This is a genomic window from Nostoc sp. JL31 (assembly GCF_017114965.1).
Lineage (GTDB): Bacteria > Cyanobacteriota > Cyanobacteriia > Cyanobacteriales > Nostocaceae > Nostoc > Nostoc punctiforme_A.
On record NZ_JABXKO010000118.1, the window covers coordinates 14,832 to 33,359 of the forward strand.

Sequence of the window (18,528 nt, forward strand, 5' to 3'; positions counted from 1 at the left end):
CAGAGTTTTATACTTAAAAACTTTCACATAAAAAATATCCCATTCTTGATTGTGAGGTGCCCAGTAATCAAAAGCGGGCAAGTCTTTAGAGTGAGCGCTCAGTCAAACACTATTCACTCCACAAGTAGTAGTAATTTATTTTTTGGAAATCCCTAAGAAACTCTAAAAAACCCCACTTTCTACCTGTTAAATAAGTGGATTTAATTAAACATAAAGCTGCTTTAGTGCATTAAAGCGTTAATACAACACAACATTTCAGGTTTTCGGTGCGTTACGTAAGCCACAACACACCTACATTTAAATCCCCACTTTCTACTTGAAAACTCTGATAACTGATTTAATAGAGGCGACTCAGTGTGTACTCAGCTATGTTAATCAGTGCCTGGTGGGATTCTGAGAATGGGAGAACTGCAAGATGTTCAATTGCCAACTTAGCATGGTGAGCAGCTAATTCTCGCGCCTGCTGTATACCTTGACTATCTTGAATCAGTGCTAGTGCTTGCTCTAAATCTCCTTCTTGAGCAAACTCTCGTTCAATCAGCACTTCTAAAGATGGTTTTTCTGCCAAAGCAAATAAAACGGGTGCAGTTAGATTACCACTTTTGAGATCCGACCCCGCTGGTTTACCCAAGGTATCTGTTGTACTGGTGAAATCTAAAATGTCATCAACAATTTGAAATGCTATACCAAAATGACGACCGTAGCTATACAGATGCTCAACAGTTTCTCGTGAGACTTCACTAAGTAATCCAGCAGCTTTAGAACTATTGGCAATTAATGAAGCTGTTTTGTAGTAACTCTTCTCAATGTAAGCTTCAATAGAGATACCAGCATCAAAACGATTTAGTCCCTGCTGAATCTCCCCAGTAGCCAGATCCATAATGACTTCTGAGAGCAGTTTCACTACCTCCAAATTGTCCAAGTTTGCTAAATACCAGGACGATTGGGCAAAGAGAAAATCTCCTGCTAAGATGGCAATGCGGTTCCCGAACAAACTATGAACGGTAGGAACGCCTCGCCGCACATCTGATTCATCTACCACATCGTCATGTACTAAGCTTGCTGTGTGAATCATTTCTGTAATCTCAGCAAGACGGCGATGACGCGGTGTAATGTCTTGTTCTAACATTGTTGCCCGCGATATTAGCAGGACAATTGCTGGTCTGATACGCTTTCCCCCAGCTCCGAATAAATGTTCGGCTGCTGCAAACAGAATGGGGTGGCGGTTTCCAACTAGCTGTTTTAGGTTATCTGCTAGTAGTCGCAGGTCTGCTTCCACAGGGGTAAACAGGGAGGTGGCTGGGGTCATGGATGGGCGGACTCTGACTTAGGTTACGAAAGTTTACATATCCTATACTCATTTTAAGATAACCCTGTGCCAGCGCAAAGTTTTCATAAGGTAATCCCATTTTTATGAGTCTATGGGTGATAGTTAAGGTTGTCGAGGTTTTTGTCAATAAGTAATTATGCTTAATTTGTGGCTACTCAAACTTTAAACTAACTTAAAAGATGAATTCTCAGTACACGGGATAAATTCCAAATGAAATTGTGTCAAGTAGTTTCTCATCTCACCTTTCTTGCCACAGTTCCAAAGATAATTTAAGCAATATTACTTATTGACAAAAATGCATCGTTCTAAAATTGTCGCCAAGAGGTAAGACTAAATTTCTCCAGAGTGAGGTGTAGCTCTTCAAAAAATTTGAAATTTAGCAGCCGAATAAGCTCAAAATTCAGGGTGGTTGTGTTACGCTAAAATATAGGAATTTTAAATTTTGTAAGATATTCGCACCCCAAAAGTTAAGTCAGCGACTAGTTGATTTTACTGAGTTGGTGTTGTGACTCTAAAATAAATATTCGTCGGTTAGATTAAGGGAAGAAATTCTTTAATTTTTCCTACGATAGGTAAAACTCCTGGTTTGGAGCTGTGTGATATCCCTATGGGAAGCCGCTACACGTACTCCGCGCACGTAGAGCGCAAGCATTGCTCTTTTCACAGCAGTTTGAGCAAAAATAAAGCAGATCGGGTAGACCGCTGAGAATCGTAGTTTTAGATTGCTAAATGGCAAGCTAACTGCTGTGGGATCTATGGTCTGCAAGAAGTCGCATTAGCTCATAAATTCTTTGTCCGTAGAGGATTTTGTCTCTATAGGTAATTTTACCATAGGAAACTACAGTCATCAAGAATGCACTTGCTTGGCTGAGGTTCTACTAAATTTTATGGAATTTTATATTCATTTAGAAGGGTGCTAGTAGAACAATAATTTACGGAAGTATACCTATGATGATTTTTATTTTAGCCTCTGGATATTTGTTCACAGTCTACCTGTTATTAGCACTGGCGAAGCGAACGGGTACAAAGACTGTTCCTACAAGTTTCCCTTCATCTACTGAAGGAAAACGCAAGCAGGAGATATCAGTTAATAGTCAATAGTCATTTGTCATTTGTTCTTAGTCCTTCGTCATTTGTTTTGATAAATGACTAAGGACTAGGGACTAATTAAGTTTTATTGGAGTTGGGAAATAGCTATATCAGTGAAGGAAACCTCTTCAACCATTGGGGTATAGCCTAGCCACTGCACTCCTGACTGGGAAAACTGTTGCGGACAACCGCTGACGGCGAAGCGAGTTGGCAATGGTAGGTGAGTATTTTTTAAGCCTAGTAAGTCTAGTTCTTGGGCGCAAGCTGCCACAACATGAACAGCTGGATCGACCAACTGGACTTGAGAGGGGAGGAGCGATCGCAGTACTGGTGTAAGGTGGGGATAATGGGTACAGCCGTGAACTAGGGTGTCAATTTCCTGCTCTAATAAAGGCTCTAGGTAGCCTCGTGCGACTTCCGCAGTGTAAGGATCGTGAATGCGGTTTTGCTCAATCAGTGGCACAAACTCTGGACATCCAACTTGCCAGACTTGGACATCGGGAGCAATTTCAAGAATAGCGTGCTTATAAGCATTACTTTTAGCTGTAGCTGGAGTGGCAATTACACCAATCCGCTTTCCTTGCTGCACCGCAGCTTTTGCACCCGGTAGGATTACTCCCAAAATGGGTATGCTGAATTCTTGACGCACAGTTTCTAGGGCTAAGGCAGAACTGGTGTTGCAAGCCATAATTACCATTTTTACCTGCTGCTGTTGTAGCCAGGTAATAATTTCACGTGTAAATCGTAAAATTTCTGCTTGTGAACGAATTCCGTAAGGAAGTCTAGCTGTATCCCCAAAGTAAACAATTGATTCATTGGGGAGTTGTCGATATAGTTGTCGCAGTACTGTTAGCCCACCCACACCACTATCAAAGATGCCAATTGGGGCACGTTGGGGTTCTCGCTCGGAAAAATCGTCAAGATTCCCTTCAAAAATGGAAGATGAATACACAGGCAGATATATATTTAGGTTTTGGGATTTAAAATACAGAATTTAGCAGACAATCTCCAAATTGACCACTAAATTCTGCGCGTCAAAGAAGTTTAAATACCACCTCTTTAATTAGTAATTTGTACTATATTACCTCTGCTGTAAGTATTTTAGGATGCCACGAGCGATCGCTTCTGCCATCCGATTTTGATATTCTCGTGTTCCCAATCTGGGATTATCCTCGTAACCAGTCATATAGCCTGTTTCTACCAAAATCGAAGGCATGGAGCTTTTTCTCAGAACATAGAATCTGGCTTTGCGCGTTCCTCGGTCTTTGATAGTACCGATGTCCTGGAGAATGGTTTTACGAACTACTTCAGCCAGACCATAACCGCTCTCGTAATAATAAACTTCTAAGCCATTGACATCAGGGCGATTATCAACGGAATTAGCGTGAATGCTGACAAACAAAGTCGCATTAACCCGCTTGGCAATATCTACCCGTCCCTGAAGTTCTACGAAAAAGTCGGCATCCCGCGTTAATACCGCTTGTACACCGTTTTGCTCTAAAATTGCTCCTACCCTTTTCCCAATAGGCAGAATTACATCCTTTTCTAAAAGTCCCCCTAGACCAGGGGCACCTGAGTCTTTTCCACCATGTCCTGGGTCAATAACTACTAGCAATTTCCCTCTGGGAGTTGAGGGGCGTGGCTGTGACTGGGAGATTGGACGGGGATTATCTATGGGATTTGGTAATTGACCTTGGTCTGGCGATGGCAGAGGAGGTAAAGCAATGGGCGGTGTGATACTGCTACTAGAGCGTCGTAATTCTAAAGCTAAAAGCTGGTCGCCAACCTGGTTGAGTTCCCCAATTTGTACTCCAGCTGCTGGTTGAACCAAGACGGTGACAGTATTGGATTCTTGTGGTTGCAGGCGTACTCGCAAAATCGGGCTATTAGGATTAAAAGTCGGGCCTGTGACTTTGGGAGCTAACTTAGCATTGTTGATAGTGATGCGGAACAGACCAGAGGTTCTATCCCAGCCTCCTGTAGCAGATAAAGTTTGGTCGGCTCGAATCAGCAATTGTGTACCATTATTAGCCAGTTGCACAGACTGAATGTTAGCAGGTGTGTTACTTGGTGCTATGGGACGTGGACTGTTACTTCCAGGCAGCTGGGCAACTCCACGACTGGGTAGAACCACAAAACCACCAACACTGCTACTCGTTGCTCGCCAATTTGGACTATTTTCATCTACTTGTAAAGTCAGGCGAACAACAGATGGACTAGTTTGCAGCTGGCTGAACTGGATACGGCTAACACCATAGCGATTAATCGACAAATCTCGCTGCTCTAAACTTGGTGATAGAGTTGCGCCAGAAATGTCGATATTAATGGCCTTTTGATCGTTGCTACGATTTACCTGAATCTGAGGATTACCACCATTGGTACGGACAAAAAAACCATCACCAGTGACTTGTAAGTTCTCAATTTGAGTCACTTTGGCGACAACCATTCTGTTGTTCAATGGTTTGTTGTTCAGTGGATTTACAGAACCTGCTGTCACCACATTGTAAATATTCCTGGGAGGGAATGTTTGTGTAGATGTTCTGGGTGAAGTATCTGTGGCTATAGCTTGTTCTGGTTGCCCTTCAGTGTTTATTGCAGGTACATTGTCGGCTTCTGGCGTAGGTAATTGCACTGTCCAGCGATCGCCAGTTGTACCCACAAATTTCACTCGTTTGGGGTCTAAATTATAACCAGGAGTCAGTTCAACAACTATACGCGTTGTTTGTTCATCAAACTGCCCAACACGAATAGAACGAATAGCACCGCCCACTTGTTGGGTTAGCTGCGGGCGGCCAAATATGGTTCCTGGTAAATCAATTACCAGACGAGTCGGGTTAAATATTAATTGTGCTTGGGGTTGAACATCCCCTTGAGTATTAATTTCCAGCTTGTTTTGATTGGCATCAAAACGCCAAGATTCAAGTCTCGCGGCCATTGCCGGCGACGATAGCATGAAGATGGTTCCAATAGTACTGGATAGTAACCAGCGTAATTTCACAGTCTTTTCTCCTGATTCACATTTATGGGAGCCGTCAACATCTCAACATATTGGCAAATCCTCACACCGTCATCGCGCACACTTGAGTTTGGCGCTGTTATTAAGACACAGCTAATGGCGTAAAATATAGCACGCTCCTCTGATTTTGCCATGCCATTAGCCTATATAAGTTTGACTGCCAATTTTAAATTTTAGATTCCCGATTTTAGTTTTTTGCCAGACTAGCGCCTTGCTACACTAACACCTGTTGTAGGTGATACAAATCCAAAATCTAAAATCCAAAATTTGTTGACTTGCAAAGTATCAAATGACAATAACAAAGAAGCTACTCTTATCCCGCCGCAAGAATACTTAAATTGTTTTACTACTAAATTGGATAAAAATGGTAAAGATTAGATGTATTTACTCAACAATTTAGAAATTTAGACTAAATTACTTATCTTCTCTTTAGATACTGAAGAACGCCACGAGCGATCGCTTCTGCCATTTGATTTTGGTAAGCTGAAGTTCTGAGCCTAGCCATATCCTGCCGACCAGTCATATAACCCGTTTCCACTAGAATGGAGGGCATAGAACTTTTTCTGAGGACATAAAATCTGGCTCGCCGCACTCCCCTGTCTTTGAGAGTACCAATACTTTGAAGAATGCTACTACGGACAATACGAGCTAGATTCAGCCCACTGTCGTAATAGTAGACTTCCAAGCCATTAACATCGGGACGACTCGCACCTGCTGAATTAGCGTGAATGCTAACAAACACATCAGCATTCGCTCGCTCTGCTAATTGCACGCGTCCTGGAAGGGTAACAAAATAGTCAGAATCCCGCGTCATAATAACCTGTACGCCATTTTGCTGCAAAATCTCAGCAAGTCTCTTACCAATAGGCAAAATAACATCTTTTTCGCGTGCCCCCCCAATGCCAAGCGCTCCTGAGTCTTTACCACCATGTCCAGGGTCAATAATAACTACCACTCGCCCATTGGTAACTCGGCGCTGTGGTTGTCTTAAGGGTTGAGGATTTGGATTGTTTGGGTCTGGAAATGGCCCACGGTTTGGCGGTGGTAGCCCAGGTAAAGCAAATGGTGGTCTTCCGGGGAGGGTGACAACTCGCCGAGAACCTTGTATTGGTAAAGCCAAAAGCTGGCCGCCGATTTGCCGGGGTTGCCCAAGTTGCACTCCTCCTGCGGGTTGAACTAAAACAACCACTGTATTGGTGGATGCTTGAGGTTGCAGACGTACCCGAAGAATGGGGCTATTGGGAGCAAAAGTAGGCCCTATAACTCTCGGAGCTAACTTAGCATTGGTAATTGTGACGCGGAAAATACCTAAGGATCTATCCCAGATTCCCGTAGCAGATAAAGGTTGGCTGCCTCTAATTAACAGTTGTTTGCCATTATCGGCAAGTTGCACAGACTCAATTGTTGCTGGCGAGTTATTGGCAGATGGTCTATTGGGGAAGGAAACGGCTTCTGACTGATTGTCCGAATTATTACTTCCAGGCAATCTGACAACCCGACTAGGTAGAACTATCAAACCACCATCGTTACTATTAGTTGCTCGCCAATCTGGGCTATTTTTATCTACCCGCAAAGTTAGGCGGACACCAGGAGGTTGGGTTTGCAATGAGGTGAATTCGACGCGGCTAATACCATGTTTGTTAACGGGTATATTACTCTGCTGCGTCAGACGTGATGATAAAGATGCACCAGAGATATCTACGAAGATGGTAGCGCGATCGCGGCTGCGAATTACCTGAATCGGCGGATTACCACCACTGGTACGAATGAACAACCCATCACCTGTTACCTGTAAGCTCTCAATTTGAGTTGCCCCTCGTGTAGTAGTAGCAACCCTGGAAATATTAGATTGACGTTCGGAGTGTGTGGTAACTACACTGTAAGCATTTCTAGGAGAAACAGCGACTTTTTCAACTTCTGGCTTCGGTAATTGCACTGTCCAGCGATCGCCAGTTGTACCAACAAATTGCACTCGTTTGGGGTCTAAACTGTAACCAGGAGCCAGTTCGACAACTATGCGTGTTGTATCTACATCAAACTGTCCAACACGGATTGAGCGAATTCCACCACCCACCTGTTGGGTTAACTGTGGACGACCAAATGTAGTTCCCGGCAAATCAATTACCAGCCGAGTTGGGTTGAAAATTAGTTGTGCTTGGGGTTGAACTGCTCCTACAGTATTAATTTCCAGCCTGTTTTGATTGGCATCAAAGCGCCAAGATTCAAGTCTCGCGGCCATTGCTGGCGACGATAGCATGAAGATAGTTCCAATAGTGCTGGGTAGTAACCAGTGTAATTTCACAGTCCTTTCTCCTAATTCACATTCATGGGAGCCGTCAATATCTCAACTCATTGGTAAATCATCATCACACCATCACCACCTAAACTTGACCTCTGAATCCCTTGTTTGATTTTTAAGCCGATATTTAGACACACTTAAATCATTTATCGGGTTTCAAATTAAGTTTAAATCCCCATGCGAAACCTTCCACCTTTACAGGTGGAGAAATCTGACTCCCAATAAAGCTAGAAAACTGATAATTGATAGCTGTTTACTGATAAGTGTTTGTTCTTTGTTGCCATCGATGCACTGAGTAAATAATTCCCATTACTGTCAAACGATCTAGCAAGATTTATGGGTGTTACTCCCCAATTATCTGGAAAATATTCAGATAAAGGCTCACAAGCCAAGGGAAACTAGAAATTAAGTAACATTCTGAATGTTGGTAGAAATTATAAACAAATGATTATTCTACAATCACACGGGACGGAGATTTGAGGATAGAAGTTTCCACTGCATGATTGGAGCAGGGGAGCAGGGGAGCAGGGGAGCAGGGGAGCAGGGGAGATTATATTGAACAAGTTTCTTCCTCTCTTCCCAATGCCCAATGCCCAATGCTCAATGCTCAATGCTCAATGCCCAATGCCCCATTCCCCATTCCCCATTCCCAATAATTAACGATCGCCAGAATCTGGCGTTACTCCCAAATTGCTGCTGTCATTTGATGTTGGCAGCCTCGACTGAGGTGTTTCAATTACCAACGAAGTCCCAGAGGAACCGTCTAAAATTAGTTGCTCTGAGTTTCCGTCCACGGTTTTGGGATCTGGAAACACAAATCGTAACAATGGAGGAGCTAAAAAGGTTGTCAAGATAACCATCATGATAATTGCTGCTCCTAATGGTTTTGAGAGAGCGCCACTGGCAGCGCCGACACCAGCAAACACTAACCCAACCTCGCCTCTCGGAATCATCCCCACACCGATCGCTAAACGGTTGATTTCCGGTTGACCAAACACGCTTAAGCCTGTGATAACTTTACCGAGAATGGCTACTATGATCAGGAAAGTTGCCATAATTAGACCTTCTCGATTGTCGGGAATTGCTGGGTTTAATACTCCCAAATCGGTTTTTGCGCCAACAGTAACAAAGAAAATTGGCACTAACATATCGGCAATGGGGCAGACTTGCCTTTGCAGTTCTTTACGCTTATCTGTCTCTTCTAAGACTAAACCAGCTGCAAAAGCTCCCAGAATTGCTTCTAAGTGGATGACGGCGGCAAGGTATGCCATCGCAAAGGCGAAAATGAATGCTGGGATTACTAGTCCACCGCGTGTTTTGAGTTGATCGGCGATCGCTACAAAGGACTTATTGAAAACATTGCCTAGTAGGATTGCTCCCAAAATAAAACCAGTGGCGCTGATAATCAAATAAATGACTTTGCTGACATCTACCACGCCGTCTTTAGCTAAACTGGCAACTACCGCTAAAACGATGATGCCTAGTACGTCATCAATTACAGCAGCACCCAAAATAATCTGCCCTTCTTTAGAATTGAGTCGCCCCAGTTCTGACAGCACTTTGGAAGTAATACCAATACTAGTAGCAGTCAAAGCCGCCCCTGCAAAAATTGCGGGTACCGCTCCAATCCCAAACAAAGTCATTAGGCCCACAGTACCAGCCGCAAAGGGTACTACTACCCCAACTATTGCGACAACAGTGGCTTGGATACCAACTGCCATTAAATCTTTTAAATTCGACTCCAAGCCGATTTCAAACAGCAGAATGATCACACCCAATTCTGCCAGAACGGAAATGACCTCGGACTGGGCTGCAAACACCGCTGGAGCGGCTTCAGGCGTTAAACCAGCGGTGGTTTGAAGGAAGGACATAATCAAAGAGTTAGAACTGTCTGTGGCGCCCTCTGGAAACACCAAAAGGTGGAAAACAGATATGCCAACTACTACACCGCCAACGAGTTCACCTAAAACAGGCGGCAAACCCACTTGGTTTGATAATTCTCCACCAACTTTGCTGGCGAGATAAACGACTACTAAGCTTAGTAGTACTGCTTCGACTACCATTGAACTGTCTGCGGCTTCTGTTGCGCTAGCCAGCAGAGGAAAAGAGAAGTTGATTGGATCTAACAAATGCATTAGGTTCTCTGAAAATCCTTCTCTTTGATTCTGACGCGTTTCTGAAAAACATCCTATGGAAATGCTATTGGCAACTTCTTTAAATTAATTTGTGCCAAGTCTGCAGTAAGGATTTCAGTCTTTGATTTATAAGCACTAAAGTGCTTACTACAAACCATTAAAACTAGCTTGAGAAAGTACTAGTGTAATTTTTTTAGTTTCCAAAAATGTAACCATTTCAGCTTTTGACGATCGCAGTGTCAAAGTAAGAACATACAAATCGTATCTAGCGATCGCACTTAAGTTGTGAAAAACTGATGGTGGCTGTTGGCTCTCAATAACCACCAGAAGATTGCTACATACCTTTATTCAAAACATCTGTGGATACTTTGAGGAGTGCAAATATGATGACTAGAGCCGCTTTACCCGGTTCTCAGTTTCCATCGGGAAACTTGTGGAAAATACTGCCTTTAGCAGTGCTTGTATGTGCAACTTTTGTACTACCTGCATTCGCACAAGAAAAAGATAAATTATGGCGAACCCTTAGTGTAAGTGGCCGCGGAGTGGAAACAATTCCGACAACTCTGGCACAAGTAAGTTTAGGAGTGGAGATTCAGGGGAAAACAGCCCAGGAGGTACAGCAAGAAGCCGCTCAGAGGTCATCGGCGGTGGTTGCGTTTCTCAAGAGCAAAAATGTTGAAAAATTACAAACTACTGGTATCCGGCTTAACCCAGTTTACAGCTATACCAATAATGTACAGCGGATTACAGGCTATTCTGCCAATAACACTGTGAGTTTTAGTATTCCTGTTGAGCAAGCTGGGACATTATTAGATGATGCAGTCAAAGCCGGTGCAACACAAATTAATGGCATTAGTTTTGTTGCGAAAGATGAAGCGATCGCAGCGGCTCAAAAGCAAGCATTAAAAGAAGCTACTCAAGACGCGCGGCAGCAAGCTGATGCAGTTTTCAGTGCCTTGGGTTTTAAATCCAAAGAAATAGTGAGCATTCAAGTTAATAATGCCAGTGCGCCTCCACCACCACCAATGTTTTTACGGGCTGAGGCTGCCAAGTCGGCTGATGCTTCCACCCCTATTGTTGGTGGTGAACAGCAACTAGAAGCATCGGTGACGCTGCAAATTAGTTATTAGTCATTGGTCATTTGTCATTAGTCCTTTGCCTTTACAAATGACAAAGGACTAATAATCAATGCCCAATGCCCAATTAAAAATGTTCTGGAGACGTATCTCCCGTTCCTCCGTCTCCATCTTGCCTAGAACCCAATAAGTCCACCTGATCTACTAGAATAACTGGTTTAGAGCGGCTAATTCCTGTTTGGCGATCGCTCCAAGCGTCAAATTTCAACGAACCTTTAACGGCAATTTGTTTACCTTTTTGTACATAATTCTTGGCAAACTCTGCTGTCTTTCCCCATAATTCCAACTCGAACCAGTCAGGTTGATCGCTGTTACGCGATCGCCTTTTTACCGCTAGTGTTAATCTACACTTCACACTACCAGACTCAAAATATTTTATGTCTGGGTCGCCGCCTACACGACCGACGAGGGTGACAACATTTATACTCATGTGTGTTACCTTTCAGTACAAACGTACTTAGCAATTCCGACTTTCATCATAGCGAATTGTGAAAGACTTGAAAATAATGTGTTAAACAGTTAACAATATAATTGACTTGAAAATTTATACACACTATTTGGAGAAACACAGAAAAATATACGGATATACTAAGTTAACCAGAGAATATCAAAAAGTACGGAGCTTGAGACATACTAAATATTCCTGGGAATCATATAAAAATATAGTCTAGTTAACTCAACTCAGGATACAAACATAATCGAATCAAGCACGATTAACTCTTACCGTTCTAGTAAAGAAGTATCGCACATAAGGGGCTTGCAGACGCGTGGGTATTTTTAGGAACTTTCGCACTTCATGGGATATGGGTATCGACCTCGGTACCGCGAACACCCTGGTTTATGTATCTGGTAAAGGTATTGTACTACAAGAACCTTCTGTAGTTGCTATCGATGTCAACGAAAAGGTAGCACTAGCAGTAGGTGAAGAAGCCAAAAAAATGCTCGGTCGCACACCGGGAAATGTGATTGCCCTCCGCCCTTTGCGGGATGGTGTAATCGCTGACTTTGAGATAGCCGAGCTGATGCTGAAAAGCTTTATTCAGCGTGTAAATGAAGGCAGGTCTTTGATTTTACCTCGGATTGTCATTGGTATTCCCAGTGGTGTCACAGGAGTAGAAAGACGAGCGGTGATGGATGCAGCTCACCAAGCAGGAGCAAGAAAAGTCTATTTAATCGATGAACCTGTAGCTGCGGCCATTGGTGCAGGACTACCAGTTGCCGAAGCTACAGGCAACATGATCATCGATATTGGTGGTGGTACAACAGAAGTTGCAGTGCTGAGTCTTCAAGGTACGGTGATTAGCGAATCAGTACGCATTGCTGGAGATGAACTGACTGATGCGATTGTTCAGTATATTAAGAAAGTTCATAACTTAGTCATTGGTGAACGTACTGCCGAGGAAATCAAGATTCGGCTTGGTTCTGCCTATCCGACTAATGATGATAATGACGCGATGATGGAAGTCCGAGGCTTACACCTGCTTTCGGGTTTACCGCGAACTGTAACCATCAAAGCCCCAGAAATCCGTGAAAGCATGTTGGAACCGCTATCAGTAATCATAGAAGCTGTGAAGCGGACATTGGAACGCACACCGCCAGAACTGGCAGCAGATATTATTGACAGAGGTATTATGTTAGCTGGTGGCGGTGCTTTGCTCAAAGGCATAGATACCCTCATTAGCCATGAAACAGGGATTATTACCCATATTGCTGCCGATCCTTTGAGCTGTGTTGTACTGGGAACAGGTCGTGTGTTAGAAAACTTTAAACAGTTGGAACGAGTTGTTACCGAAAGCTCTCGCAATATGTAGCAAAAAAAATATCAGAATTGAGTTCTATTTGAGTTCTATTTGGGTTCTATATAAATAGAATCCAAGTAGAACTTAATTTATATAAGTACATACAGGTATATATGGTGACAATACGGCGTTGGTGGGATCGTAAAGGGTTGCAAATTGGGTTGTTAGCTTTAGTACTTGGTAGTGCTTGGATATTGCGACAGACTCAAGGTGAATTAGTGCTTGAGACATATCAGGCAATTACCCGTCCATTAGAGATGTTGCAGTCAGGGCCAACTCCAGAAGAACGTCTTAGAGATGCCCGGATAATGGAATTGCAAACCCGTATAGTAGATTTGGAAAGTCAAAAGACAAAGTTACAAGATTTATTAGGCTATGTGGAAAAAGAGCCGCTGGCATCACGTCCAATTCCAGCACGGGTGGTAGGACGTAGTGCTGACCAGTGGTGGCAGCAAGTGACGCTGAATCGCGGTGCGAGTGCAGGGATTCAGGAGGGTTTCATAGTCAAGGCAGAAGGCGGATTGGTGGGTTTGGTGGAGAGTGTAACTCCTAATACTAGCCGCGTGTTGTTAATCAGCGATCTCAAAAGTCAAGTGGGTGTATCGGTTAGTCGCACAGCAGCTAAAGGCGTTTTGCGAGGAGATTCTTCTGCTGAAGCTGTATTGGAATTTTATGAAAAAGTTCCAAATGTAAAAGTAGGAGATTTAGTTTCCACATCTACTTATAGTCAGAAATTTCCCTCCGGTTTGGCAGTAGGACGAATTAAGTCGCTGGATTTAAAGAAACTCCCGGCATCAGTGGCAAAAATTGAGCTTTTTCCGCCAATCCGCTCTCTCGATTGGGTAGCTGTTTATCCCAAGGCAGAAAATCAAGAGTCGGCAAATCAAGTGCCGCAAAAGTCTAAGTAAATTCTTTGAAAAAATCCATAGAAAAATGAAGATTCCTGCATTTGGTGCTAGCAGGCAGAAAAAGCCAAAATCGTCAGAGCGAAAATCGAAATTCCGAATCCAGCCGCTTGCTCGTTGGCATCCCAGTATACGTCAGTTGTTGGGTTGGATCGTGACGGCTAGTTCTGTACTATTATGTTTACTATTATTACCAACCCGATTCCCAGGTATGGAATTATTGGGAATTGGCCCTAACTGGTTATTAATTTGGGTGGTAGCTTGGAGTGTGAAGCGCACGGTGTTTGCCGGAGCATTGGCAGGTATAGTTCTGGGGCTACTTCAAGATTCAATGACATCACCTAGCCCGACTCATGCCATCAGTTTAGGTATAGTGGGGGCTTTAACTGGTCTGCTCCAAAAACAGCGTTTTATCGAAGAAGATTTTATTTCGATTGCTGTAATTGTCTTTGTTTTGGCAGTTTTGGCAGAAACTATCTTTGGGTTGCAATTAACTTTGCTCGGCAATGAGCGCAAGGTGACAGATATTTGGACATATTATCAGCGCGTCGCTCTTGCCTCTGCCATTTTGAGTAGTCTGTGGGCACCTGTGGTCTATTATCCCCTGAATCTTTGGTGGCAGCGGATGAAATTGTTGGAGCAATAGTAAAGTTAGAGATGCGATGAATCGCGTCTATACAAGAATTAGGAGTTAAGAAGGGTTACAGGTGACAGTAAAGAAAATTATCTTTTGTACCCTGTAACCTAAATCTTTATGGAATTTGGGCAACCTCTGACAATATTGATTCAAGCTACAGTTAACTGTAAGTGTGAATATTACAGGCTCATGTTAGTTAAGACAGCTAATAATAGCGTCTAGATATTACTGTTTAATTATCAGGAGCAAAGCGCGATTCTCTTGTGGAGAGGCTGCGCGATCGCGTGCAGAATATTTACAGTGTTGCCTAAAATTATGGATAATTTCCCAGTGGTCGCTCAAGCAGATGCATCCTTACCAAATCACACTCAGGAAAATACACCAATAGTGGAGTCAGCAGCTGGCTCAAATTCACCACCTAAGCAAAAGGTAGGAACTGACTTTGACTCTCACATGATGCTGCGGTGTTTGGAACTGGCTCGCCGCGCTTTAGGGCGGACTTCGCCAAATCCGTTAGTGGGAGCGGTGATTGTCAAGGATGGTGAGATTATCGGCGAAGGATTTCATCCTCGCGCAGGTGAGCCTCATGCAGAAGTGTTTGCTTTGAGGGAAGCAGGCGATCGCTCTCGTGGTGCAACAATCTATGTCAGCCTCGAACCTTGCAATCACTACGGACGTACTCCCCCTTGTTCGGAAGGATTGATCGAAGCAGGGGTGGCAAAAGTAGTGGTGGGTATGGTTGATCCCAATCCATTGGTAGCTGGAGGTGGCATTGCCCGTTTACGGGCGGCGGGGATCGAAGTGTTGGTAGGAGTAGAAGAGTCAGCTTGCCGTCAGCTAAATGAAGCTTTTGTGCATCGCATTCTCTATAAGCGACCTTTGGGAATTTTAAAATATGCCATGACTTTAGATGGGAAAATTGCTACTACCTCTGGTCATAGCGCTTGGGTGACAAGTCAAGAAGCCCGCAGTGAAGTACATCTAGTGCGGGCGGCTTGTGATGCCATAATTGTCGGCGGTAATACAGTCCGACAAGATAATCCTTACTTAACCAGCCATCAGGTGGGGGCACATAATCCCCTGCGGGTGGTGATGAGTCGCCATCTCAACTTACCGGCAAGTGCCCATCTGTGGCAAACTGCGGATGCTCCAACTTTGGTGTTGACACAGAAGGGTGCTAACCCCGATTTTCAAGAACTGTTGCTCAAACAGGGTGTGGAGGTGCTGGAATTAGCATCACTGACGCCGGAGAAGGCAATGGCGTACTTATATGAACGAGGTTTTTGTAGCGTGCTGTGGGAGTGTGGTGGTACTTTAGCTGCTAGTGCGATCGCTCAAGGAGCAGTGCAAAAAGTTTTAGCATTTATTGCCCCAAAAATCATTGGTGGTAGTATTGCTCCCACACCAGTGGGCGATTTAGGTTTTACTACCATGACTGAGGCGTTGTCTTTAGAACGTGTTCGTTGGCGTGTAGTAGGCTCTGACTGCTTAGTGGAAGGTTATTTTTCCCAAAAAGCTAATAGTCAACAGTAATAACGCTTGACGATCAATCTATTTATCTTGATTTTGCAATCATGAACACTGGCGTTCATGGGCAAGATCGCGTATAAGGGCTAGTCGAGATTGAATGTAGTGGCTAAGAAAATCAGTTTCGTTAGAATCTAACAACACTTGCGTTTCGGTTTGTTTCACTAACCACTGCACCAAGCTAGCATCATCCAGTTGTAAAAGGAGCTTGGCTTGAGCGGTTTCAACCACTGACCAAAGCTGACGCATGATTGTAGGAGTCATCAGACCTCAATTGAATAATTTAGCTTTGCTAGTCTTCAGATTACACAATTCCAATCGAACTTTACGACATGAATGTAGAAGCTGAGACAAGTATTATTAAAAACTTAATAATGGTATTTATAACTTTATGAAGATTAAGAATTTAAAATAAAGAATGGGGAATGGGAAAAACAGATTTTTATGGATTTAGTTGCAAAATCTAGAAAACAAATGCACTAATTCTAAAAATTGAGTTTTTGTGTTTGGGAAGACTGAAATTATCTTGATTGTAGCCGAATAAAGTCAGTTTTTTAATCACTATGTTCAATACTGAGTCTGTCTTGTAGGATACAAAAATCTAACTTTTTAAAATGGTCTTTGCCAGAAAATTAACACTGTTTGGCTGTAGATGGATTTACAAAATCATGTAAATCTGCATCCCAAATGCTAATGTAAATAAAATCACATTGTTGGCGGATAATTTGGCCTTTGACAGAGCCACTCTTAAAACTAAAATTATCCGATTGGCGCTGTTGTACCTGTTTGAGTCCCTGCTTAATTTCTTCAGTGGCTTGCCCTGCTAACATTCCATTCAAGGTAGTCTCCATTACTTCTGGGTCGACCGATTGGGCAAAAGATACCTCAGTTTGGCGCAGCGTTTTAGAATTACGATCGAATAAGTAGCCAAGGTCAATTTTGTTTGGCACAAGTTTGTAAACGACAGCACGAGTTTTGCCCCATGCGCCTCTTAAATCTTGATTTGGTTTGCCGAGGGTAGCTTCTACGATGTTTCTTGTTGTACCTGTAGGGAATGCAGGAACGCTTTGTCTGCTGGCAGTGGCAGCTAATTTACTGCGCGGCTTGTTTTGTGGTGTGGAACGCGCTTCTGGTGTGGGAACAGCACTTGCCTCATTCTCTGGTTCTGGCTGTGGTGTGGATATTACTACAGGCGCTGGAGTCTCTGAAGTTATAGGCTCTTTTTCTGGCTGTGGTATGGGTACAACTGGGGAATTAGAGGTTGGTCGCCGTTGTGGTGGTGAGCTAGGGATAACTGGAACTGGAGAAGTTTGGGAGGAAACGGGCGGTTCAGTTAATTCAGGAGTCGGAAAAGATTCTGGCGATGGTGTGGAAGTTGTGCCAATGGTTGTTTCTGGTTGTTGCTGACGAATGATGCTAGGAATTGCTACTGCACCAATCAAGCCGCCTATGAGTAAACTACCAACAATCACAGCAGGTTTTTGCCAGTTTCTAGGATTCGAAGATCCTGGAATCGCAGAATTGTTTTGCGGAGAATATAGTGGCTGGGTTTGTCGAGCCGATGCATTGGGAGAAAACCTGACTGTGGAAGTATTTGCAGCTAACTCAGTAGGTATATTACTAGCAGATTGCAGGGCATATAGCATTTTACTAGCAGTGCTGTAGCGATCGCCAGCATGAGGCTTAATTGCCTGATTAAGTACTGCCGTCAATTGGGAAGAGACGTTAGGGGCGTGCTGCTGCCAAAGTATTTCCCCAGTTTTTAGATCGGTTACTAGTTCTTGCGGGTGTTTGCCAGTCAGCAGATAAATTGCCGTTAAACCTAAACTGTAGATATCAGTGGCGTAAACTGGGCGGCCAACGGCTTGTTCGCTAGGCATATATCCAGGCGTACCAATGACAAGCGATCGCGTGGGGTATCCTGGAGAATTCACCACTGAACGGATTGTTTCTTTGACTGCACCAAAATCAATCAAAACTGGCTCGTTATCAACAGAACGCAGAATAATGTTATCTGGCTTGATATCCCGGTGAATAATGCCTTTGCTATGAACATAATCTAAAACTGAAAGCAGACTCAAGAGAATTTGCCGAACAGCAGTTTCACTCTCAAATCCTTTAGCTTCGACAATTTTTGTCAGAGTTTGACCGTGAATCCATTCTTGAACGAGGTAAAATTGTCCATTCTCAGAAAAGTAGGCGTAGAGTTTGGGAATTTGGTGACTACTTTCACCCAAATACTCCAAGGTTGCGGCTTCCCGTTCAAACCGTTGTTGGATAAGTTGGTAGGTTTGTGGGTCATTATTGGTTATTGGTTTTAGTTGCTTGATTACACAGCGACGGCGAGAAGGCATGTGGACATCTTCTGCTAGAAAGGTTTCGCCAAACCCACCAGCGCCGATTACCTGGATAATTTGATAGCGATTGTTCAGCAGGGTTATTGTCATGAAAAAATTATAAGCGTAGACACCCAGTGCGGAGCCGGAGACTTCTTGTCTTCTCCGAACTTGTCGTCAGACTTCGCCCTTTCCAAATGTACCTCACATGGGCGAAGCCAGGGCGAATATACTCTGGTGAAATTAAATATGCGTTATCCAGAACCCTTGTAGAGACGCAGCACTGCTACGTCTCTCCATTCTTTTTAAGCATATATCT

15 protein-coding genes are annotated in these 18,528 nt (G+C 43.6%); 6 read left to right on the plus strand and 9 right to left on the minus strand.

The window, feature by feature from the left end; all coding sequences use genetic code 11:
* Positions 1-337: 337 nt before the first annotated feature.
* Entirely contained in the window at positions 338-1,309 is a 972-nt protein-coding gene (gene sds, locus HWQ43_RS30590) for a solanesyl diphosphate synthase (protein ID WP_292740644.1), read from the minus strand.
* 969 nt (positions 1,310-2,278) lie between these two features.
* Between sds and HWQ43_RS30595 the strand changes: the two genes are divergently transcribed.
* On the plus strand, positions 2,279-2,431 hold the full coding sequence (locus HWQ43_RS30595; protein ID WP_257236030.1) for a hypothetical protein: 153 nt from the start codon (positions 2,279-2,281) through the stop codon (positions 2,429-2,431).
* A gap of 73 nt (positions 2,432-2,504) precedes the next feature.
* On the opposite strand, the gene murI is transcribed toward HWQ43_RS30595, so the two are convergent.
* From murI to HWQ43_RS30620, 5 genes are all read right to left on the minus strand, one after another.
* A complete protein-coding gene (gene murI, locus HWQ43_RS30600; RefSeq protein WP_292740648.1) occupies positions 2,505-3,371 on the minus strand; it encodes a glutamate racemase in 867 nt (288 codons plus the stop codon).
* Between the two features lie 129 nt (positions 3,372-3,500).
* Complete coding sequence (locus HWQ43_RS30605; protein ID WP_292740650.1) at positions 3,501-5,417, minus strand: N-acetylmuramoyl-L-alanine amidase; 1,917 nt, start codon at positions 5,415-5,417, stop codon at positions 3,501-3,503.
* 436 nt (positions 5,418-5,853) lie between these two features.
* Complete coding sequence (locus tag HWQ43_RS30610) at positions 5,854-7,737, minus strand: N-acetylmuramoyl-L-alanine amidase (RefSeq protein ID WP_292740652.1); 1,884 nt, start codon at positions 7,735-7,737, stop codon at positions 5,854-5,856.
* A 653-nt stretch (positions 7,738-8,390) separates the two neighbouring features.
* Positions 8,391-9,869 (minus strand): cation:proton antiporter, encoded by a 1,479-nt coding sequence (locus HWQ43_RS30615; RefSeq protein ID WP_292740654.1) that lies wholly within the window; start codon positions 9,867-9,869, stop codon positions 8,391-8,393.
* A 147-nt stretch (positions 9,870-10,016) separates the two neighbouring features.
* The gene (locus HWQ43_RS30620) at positions 10,017-10,193 is read right to left on the minus strand and encodes a hypothetical protein (protein WP_292740656.1); all 177 of its coding nucleotides are present in this window, start codon (positions 10,191-10,193) and stop codon (positions 10,017-10,019) included.
* Between the two features lie 62 nt (positions 10,194-10,255).
* Between HWQ43_RS30620 and HWQ43_RS30625 the strand changes: the two genes are divergently transcribed.
* Entirely contained in the window at positions 10,256-10,999 is a 744-nt protein-coding gene (locus HWQ43_RS30625; RefSeq protein ID WP_292740910.1) for an SIMPL domain-containing protein, read from the plus strand.
* 73 nt (positions 11,000-11,072) lie between these two features.
* Here the strand turns inward: HWQ43_RS30625 and HWQ43_RS30630 are convergent, their stop codons facing one another.
* The gene (locus tag HWQ43_RS30630) at positions 11,073-11,435 is read right to left on the minus strand and encodes a single-stranded DNA-binding protein (RefSeq protein WP_292740658.1); all 363 of its coding nucleotides are present in this window, start codon (positions 11,433-11,435) and stop codon (positions 11,073-11,075) included.
* Between the two features lie 373 nt (positions 11,436-11,808).
* Here HWQ43_RS30630 and HWQ43_RS30635 point away from each other — a divergent pair, with 373 nt between their 5' ends.
* The 4 genes from HWQ43_RS30635 (at position 11,809) to ribD (ending at position 15,879) form a co-directional block, all read left to right on the plus strand.
* Positions 11,809-12,816, plus strand: coding sequence for a rod shape-determining protein (locus HWQ43_RS30635; RefSeq protein WP_292740912.1), 1,008 nt, complete (start codon positions 11,809-11,811; stop codon positions 12,814-12,816).
* A 101-nt stretch (positions 12,817-12,917) separates the two neighbouring features.
* A complete protein-coding gene (mreC, locus tag HWQ43_RS30640) occupies positions 12,918-13,712 on the plus strand; it encodes a rod shape-determining protein MreC (RefSeq protein WP_292740660.1) in 795 nt (264 codons plus the stop codon).
* Positions 13,713-13,737: 25 nt separating this feature from the next.
* Positions 13,738-14,355: a rod shape-determining protein MreD gene (gene mreD / locus HWQ43_RS30645; protein ID WP_292740661.1), complete on the plus strand. Its 618-nt coding sequence runs from the start codon at positions 13,738-13,740 to the stop codon at positions 14,353-14,355.
* Positions 14,356-14,661: 306 nt separating this feature from the next.
* The gene (gene ribD / locus HWQ43_RS30650; RefSeq protein WP_292740663.1) at positions 14,662-15,879 is read left to right on the plus strand and encodes a bifunctional diaminohydroxyphosphoribosylaminopyrimidine deaminase/5-amino-6-(5-phosphoribosylamino)uracil reductase RibD; all 1,218 of its coding nucleotides are present in this window, start codon (positions 14,662-14,664) and stop codon (positions 15,877-15,879) included.
* Positions 15,880-15,918: 39 nt separating this feature from the next.
* Here ribD and HWQ43_RS30655 read toward each other — a convergent pair whose 3' ends face one another.
* Complete coding sequence (locus HWQ43_RS30655; protein WP_292740664.1) at positions 15,919-16,137, minus strand: hypothetical protein; 219 nt, start codon at positions 16,135-16,137, stop codon at positions 15,919-15,921.
* A 368-nt stretch (positions 16,138-16,505) separates the two neighbouring features.
* Positions 16,506-18,320 carry a serine/threonine protein kinase gene (locus tag HWQ43_RS30660; RefSeq protein WP_292740665.1) on the minus strand — a complete coding sequence of 605 codons (1,815 nt, stop codon included), beginning with the start codon at positions 18,318-18,320 and terminating at the stop codon, positions 16,506-16,508.
* Positions 18,321-18,528: the final 208 nt, after the last annotated feature.